Here is a 6718-nt window from a genome sequence, read left to right as displayed (position 1 = left end):
CTTCGTTGCATCGTATCGACTTTGATATGGTTTATTACAAAATTCTCCTCTAGCATGGTTCGAGTTGCTTTGGACAAATTGGTCATATCGTCAAAACTATGAGCACCTTTGCTCCACAACCATTCATAAACTTGATTACCACGAAATGATTTATCTTCATTTGATGTAAAAAAATCTCGCAATTGGTCTTTAGATAATGATCTGATGTCTTTTTTCTCGATTTGCATGGTGCAAATTTAGGTTATTTTGTTGATTTGGTAATTTGTATATTTGCTAAAAATAATTTTATGCACTTTCTGTCAGAAGATTTAGAAGAATATATTGAGCAACATTCAGAAAATGAGCCTGAATTATTGGCTCAATTAAACAAAGAAACTTATCAAAAAATATTGTTGCCCAGAATGCTAAGCGGTCGTTTTCAAGGACGAGTTTTGAGTATGTTATCCAAATTAATTCGTCCTATAAATATTCTAGAAATTGGCACTTATACTGGTTATTCTGCGCTTTGCCTGTGTGAAGGAATGCAAGAAAACGGTATTTTGCACACTATAGATATCAAGGAAGAATTGGTGGATTTTCAACGGAAATATTTTGACAAATCGCGTTGGGGAAAACAAATTTTTCAACATTTGGGTGAAGCTGTCAATATTATTCCGACTTTAAATTTCAAATTTGATTTGGTTTTTATTGATGCTGATAAAGATAATTACATCAATTATTTTCATTTAATTTTACCTAGAATGAACAAAGGTGGCATTATTTTATCAGACAATGTATTATGGTCTGGAAAAGTAGTGCAAACTCTTGAACCAAATGATTTGAGTACCAAAATTTTGTTAGAATACAATCAGATTTTAAAAAATGACAATAGAGTAGAAACTGTTTTATTACCAATTAGAGATGGTTTAACAGTCAGTAGAGTGCTTTAAATAAAAAATCCCCAAACATAGTTTGAGGATTTCAGAGCGAAAGACGAGGCTCGAACTCGCGACAACCAGCTTGGAAGGCTGGAGCTCTACCAACTGAGCTACTTTCGCATTTATTGAGGTGCAAATATAAAGAATAACTTTATTTACTTGCAAACTTTTTTATGAAAAAATTATTTTTTATTTCTATTGATTATGAACAAAGAAAATTAGCTATCTCAAATAATTTACAGTTAGACATTTACATCAAATATTAAACCAAAAGCAGAATTAAAAAAATGTTAGAAATTAAAATAATAACATCAAAAGATACTCTTAAAGTGCGTCAAGCAGTTTTGAGACAAGGCAAATCGTTGAATAATTGTATTTTTGTAGGCGATGATTTAATTACTGCGAAACATTTTGGCATGTTTTTTGACAAAGAAATAGTAGGAATAATTTCTGTTTTTGAAAATAAAAATGCTAATTTTACCTCAGAAAATCAATTGCAAATTAGAGGAATGGCTATTTTAGAGGAGCATCAAAAAAAAGGGTATGGTAAATTATTGATGTTGGAATGTGAAAATCACGCTACTATTAAAAAAGCTTCATTAATTTGGTTTAACGCTAGAGAAACTGCAGTTGGTTTTTACAAAAATCTAGATTATTCAATTATCGAAACACCATTTATCATTGAAAATATTGGTGTTCATTATATTATGTATAAATATTTACAATAGCTTATGAAATCATTATTACCTATTCTTTTTTGCATTTTTGTTTACATTGGTTGTGGTAATAATACTAATACTGAGCTAAATCATAGCGCTAAAATTAATCTTGCTGAAAAAATAAATCCAGTAATTTCTAAAGACTGGAAAAACAAAAAAAATCGTGAAGAATTAATAAAATCCATTCGAAGCTCAATTCTTGAAGGGCTTTTTCCAGAAGATTATTCTTATTCCAAATTAGTTGCTTTTGAGGAAAAATATGATGCGCTTTCTGAAACAGACATCGAAAAATACGAAAAACAACTTTCATTGTCATTTTCCAAATATATTTCGCACTTGTCAAATGGCAAAATTAAACCCAAAGAAATTTACATTGATTGGGATATAAAAAGGAATAAAATAAATGCTGATTCATTAGTAACAAATGCTCTTCAAAATAAATCCATTGAGGAAACTATTGAAAGTTGCAAACCAAAACAAAATATATATAAAAGTTTAAAAACTGCTTTGGTTATTTTGAGCATGCTTCCAAAAGACGAATCAAAACCAATTGTAACTTCAGAAAAATTAAAATTTGGAGCTAAAAGCAAAACCATTATTTCTATCAAGAAAAGACTTCAATATTGGAACGATTTGAGTAAAAATGATACCTTGAGCAACCTGTACGACGAACCATTACAAATTGCATTAAAACAGTTTCAATCCAGACATGGCTTGGAAGCCGATGGTGTAATTGGAAAAGGAACTATTTCAGCATTAAATTTCACAAAAGAACAAAGAAGACAACAAATTATTGTCAATTTGGAGCGTTGGAGATGGTTTCCGAGAGATTTAGGCATCAACCACGTTGTTGTAAACATACCCAATTTTAAGCTCCACACTGTTCAAAATACGGATACTACAAAAACTTTCAATGTCGTAGTTGGAACCGAGAAAAGGAAAACGCCCATATTATCATCAAAAATTGACAATATAGTTTTTAATCCAACTTGGACTGTTCCTCCAACTATTTTAAAAGAGGATTTAATTCCTGGAACTATTAAAAACAGAAAATACATTACCAACAGAAATATAACTATTTTTAACAAAAAAGGAAAAGAAGTAAGTATTGGCGATTGGCGTTCTGGAAATGCCGAAGACTATAAATACGTACAAAGTCCAGGAGAAAACAATGCGCTTGGAAATGTGAAAATAAACTTTCCAAACAACCATTCAGTCTATTTGCATGATACAAATCACCGAGATTTATTTGTAAAAAACATGAGATCTTTAAGTTCAGGATGCGTTCGTGTTGAAAATCCATTGCAACTTGCAGAGTATTTATTGTACAATAAAGAAGGTTACACAACTTCAAAAATTGATTCAATTGTATTTTTTAAAAAAACCAAAACAGTAAAAATACAAGAAGAAATTGATGTGCACATTTTATATTTTACAGCTTGGTATGAAGATGGTCTTTTACAGTTTAGAAACGATATTTACAATTATGACCAAGAATTATTTTTGCGATTAAGCAACCAATTTCGAGGCAATGTCATAACTCCTGTTCGGGTGGTAAATAAATAAACAAGATTTATTTTTTATTGTTTTAATTATCTCGGCTTTTAAAGCTTCAGGAATTGCTGGACAACCTTGACTTCTACCCAAATAATTTTGAGATTTTAGAATTGATGGATTCGCATAATCTGCTCCATGAATAACTACCGCTCTGGATCTAGCATTGTGATTAATTCCTCTTTCTTGACCGTCCAATTTTAAAGAAAGTCCATGCTTTCCATTATAAGTTTCGCCAGTGGTGTAAAATCCTAAACTGCTTTTATTTGAACTTGGTGAGTTTGAAAAAGTGTTGGCAAATTCGCCACCAGAATTCATACCGTGAGAAACTAAGGAATTATACAATATCATATTATTTGACAAATCTATAACCCAAAGTCTTTTTTTGGTAGATGAAAGGCTAAAATCAATTATTGTCAATATATCTTTTTGAACAATGCCTTTTTGTTTTAGAGAATAATACCCAACCATTGCTTTCTTAAAACAGTTTATTTCTGGAATTGCAAAATTATTCGAATTCAAAGATTTGTAGACAATTTCTATTTTAGCCAGCAAATTATTTGAATTTGCGCTAGCAATTAATATGGGATCATGGTTATCAATATCTTTTGGAGCAAAAGACATGAAAAATAGTAGTAGAAGTGGTAAAAATTTGTAAATCATTGATAATCTTTTAATTGTGGTATTAATTCTATGAAACAAATAAATAACAAAAAATATTATAAACCAAATTTTTTTGCATTTTAACGTTAATTTTTACATTTGGTCGATTTGGTGTATTTTAATGATTGTTAAAAATTCCTTAAAATACAAGTCATCCCAGCAATAATATTAAATTTGTTTCCAAAAACAAAAATATGTCTCAACGTTTCCTCTTAATTACGATTTTAATAACATTTTGTATTTCAAATGCTCAAAATAATACTAAATTGGATAGTATTAACGCAGAAAAAAGAGGTTTAGTATCAAAAAAAGTGTTAAAAACATCTTTAACTACAGAAAATATAAAAATTGATGGTGTAATCGACGAAAGCGCATGGAAATCCGTTGAAATGGCAAGTGACTTTATTTCTTTCGAACCAGACAATGGAAATCCAATTCCCCAAAACAGAAAAACAGAGGTGAAAATATTGTATGATAACAATGCTATTTACATTAGTGCAGTTATGTACGATGAAAATCCGAGCAAAATTTTAAAAGAATTTGTACAAAGAGATAATATTGGTGCAGCAGATTTCTTTGGAATTTTTATTAATGGTTTCAACGATGGACAACAAGATTTTAGATTCATAGTATCAGCCTCCAATGGTCAGGCCGATTGTCAAGCAAGTGATAATCAAGGCGAAGATTATTCTTGGGATGCCATTTGGGAAAGCCAAACTAAAATTACAGATTTTGGATGGGTAGCAGAAATCAAAATTCCATATGCTGCATTGCGCTTTTCTCCAGAAAATAAGCAAACTTGGGGTTTAAATTTTATGCGAGAAGTACGTCGAGATCGTCAAAAATATACTTGGACATTTATAGATCCAAAAATTAGAACATTTATTCAACAAGCAGGAATTCTAGAAGGAATAGAAAATATAAAAACGCCTACTCGACTGTTTTTTCTGCCATATTCATCCTTTTATTTAAATGCAGATGCACAAAATAAAACCAAAGGAACACTTAAAGGTGGGCTTGATTTAAAATACGGTATTAACGATGCTTTCACGCTAGATGTTATTTTAATTCCAGATTTTGGGCAAACCGCTGTAGACCAAAAAATTTTGAATCTTGGTCCATTCGAACAACAATTTAATGAAAATAGATCTTTTTTTACCGAAGGCACAGATTTATTTAGCAAAGGAAATTTATTTTATTCCAGAAGAATTGGTGGCAGGCCCAGTGGAAGAGCCAATTTGGAAATAAATGAAAAAGTATCTGAAACACCAGCAACAGTTGGATTATTAAATGCTTTAAAAGTATCTGGCAGAACCAAAGATGGACTTGGAATTGGAGTCTTAAATGCTGTCACCGAGAATACTTATGCTACGATTTTAGATACAATAACTGGACAATCTAGACGACAAATTATAGAGCCACTCGCCAATTATAACATTTTAGTTTTCGACCAAAGATTTAATAAAAATTCATCATTTTCGTTTATAAATACCAACGTAACCAGAAATGGAAGTTTCCGCGATGCCAATGTATCTGCTTTAATTTGGGATTTGAATACAAAAGCAAATACCTTCAATATGCAAGGAAATTTCAAATACAGCCATGTAAACAATCCCAATCAAGATAAAAATGGAATTAGTTCTTATTTAGAAATTAACAAAACCAGCGGAAAATATAGGTATGGAATTGGTTCAGATATTTTAACCAAAAAATTCGATAACAACGATTTAGGAATTAACTTTCAAACCAACTTTTACAGCTTGTATGCCAATGGAAGTTATCGTATTTTAAGTCCAAACAAACAGTTCAATAGATTCAATTTAAATACAAATTTCTATAATGAATTTCAATTAGAAACTGGAAAAATACAAACTAGCAATCTAAACATAAACCTCAACATAGGAAGCAAGAAAAACAATGCTTACGGCATGAATGTCAATTCAAATCCAGTAGAAACCACAGATTATTATGAACCAAGAACCACTGGAAGATATTTTATTCAACCCAAAAGAATAGGATTTGGAGGTTATTATTCCTCAAATTACAACAATAAATTTGCTTACGATGTTGATTCAAATGTCAGTTGGTCAGATCAAAAAGGCAGGAATGCAATCAATTTATCTTTAAGTCCACGATATAGAATTAATGATAAAATATCATTCATTTATAAATACAACTATTCAAGAAACCGCAACAACAAAGGTTTTGGAACCAAAATAAATACAGACAATAATGATTTAACTCCAGTCGATATTATCATAGCAAATCGTAATATAATTTCCCACACCAATACACTCACCACAAAATATTCTGTAAATAGTAACATGAATTTTAATCTTTCTGCCATACATTATTGGTCATATTCAGAAAATAAAAGCTTTTTATTGCTACAAAACGATGGCAGATTTACACCTTACACAGGAACAGTAAAAAATTTAAATCAAGATTTCAGTACTTGGAATTTGGATTTAAGTTACACTTGGTGGTTTGTTCCGGGCAGTCAAGTGTCAATTTTATATCGAAATAATTCATTCAATGAAATTTCAGATATCAATAAAAACTACATTAAAAATTATACCAACTTAATAAACAACGAAGTGCTAAGTCACACATTTTCAATAAGTATTAAATATTTTATCGATTATAACCAAGCGAAGAACTGGTTTTAATTTTTGAATTTGGAGCCAATCCCGCCATTCGTTTCAAGTTTTTTTCGCCATGGTGTTTTTTTCTAAAAATTGCAAAGAGCTTCCTTTGGTCGCTTTTGCAATTCAAGAAAAAAATAACCATTTGCTCAAAAAAGCTTTCCACTTCTGTCAGGGCTAAAAACAAAAAACGTTGTAACTTTGTATACTAGCAACAATA

Annotated in this window: 5 protein-coding genes, 1 tRNA gene and 1 pseudogene; 4 read left to right on the top strand and 3 right to left on the bottom strand. The window is 30.5% G+C overall.

The window, feature by feature from the left end:
• Positions 1-227 (bottom strand): annotated as a pseudogene (locus RMN92_RS10525) (23S rRNA (adenine(2503)-C(2))-methyltransferase RlmN); the annotation flags it as partial.
• A 60-nt stretch (positions 228-287) separates the two neighbouring features.
• Here RMN92_RS10525 and RMN92_RS10520 point away from each other — a divergent pair.
• On the top strand, positions 288-929 hold the full coding sequence (locus RMN92_RS10520; RefSeq protein WP_309609403.1) for an O-methyltransferase: 642 nt from the start codon (positions 288-290) through the stop codon (positions 927-929).
• A gap of 35 nt (positions 930-964) precedes the next feature.
• Here the strand turns inward: RMN92_RS10520 and RMN92_RS10515 are convergent.
• Positions 965-1037, bottom strand: a tRNA-Gly gene (locus tag RMN92_RS10515).
• Between the two features lie 167 nt (positions 1038-1204).
• Between RMN92_RS10515 and RMN92_RS10510 the strand changes: the two genes are divergently transcribed.
• The gene (locus RMN92_RS10510; RefSeq protein ID WP_309609402.1) at positions 1205-1645 is read left to right on the top strand and encodes a GNAT family N-acetyltransferase; all 441 of its coding nucleotides are present in this window, start codon (positions 1205-1207) and stop codon (positions 1643-1645) included.
• 3 nt (positions 1646-1648) lie between these two features.
• On the top strand, positions 1649-3202 hold the full coding sequence (locus tag RMN92_RS10505; RefSeq protein WP_309609401.1) for a L,D-transpeptidase family protein: 1554 nt from the start codon (positions 1649-1651) through the stop codon (positions 3200-3202).
• Here RMN92_RS10505 and RMN92_RS10500 read toward each other — a convergent pair.
• A complete protein-coding gene (locus RMN92_RS10500) occupies positions 3146-3853 on the bottom strand; it encodes a murein L,D-transpeptidase catalytic domain family protein (protein ID WP_309609400.1) in 708 nt (235 codons plus the stop codon). The genes RMN92_RS10505 and RMN92_RS10500 overlap by 57 nt on opposite strands.
• Before the next feature lie 194 nt (positions 3854-4047).
• Between RMN92_RS10500 and RMN92_RS10495 the strand changes: the two genes are divergently transcribed.
• Positions 4048-6522, top strand: coding sequence for a DUF5916 domain-containing protein (locus RMN92_RS10495; RefSeq protein ID WP_309609399.1), 2475 nt, complete (start codon positions 4048-4050; stop codon positions 6520-6522).
• Positions 6523-6718: the final 196 nt, after the last annotated feature.

The sequence above is a fragment of the Flavobacterium sp. genome (assembly GCF_031363805.1).
Classification (GTDB): Bacteria; Bacteroidota; Bacteroidia; order Flavobacteriales; family Flavobacteriaceae; genus Flavobacterium.
Note: the sequence above shows the minus strand (reverse complement) of the source record. Positions and strands in the feature narration are given on the sequence as shown.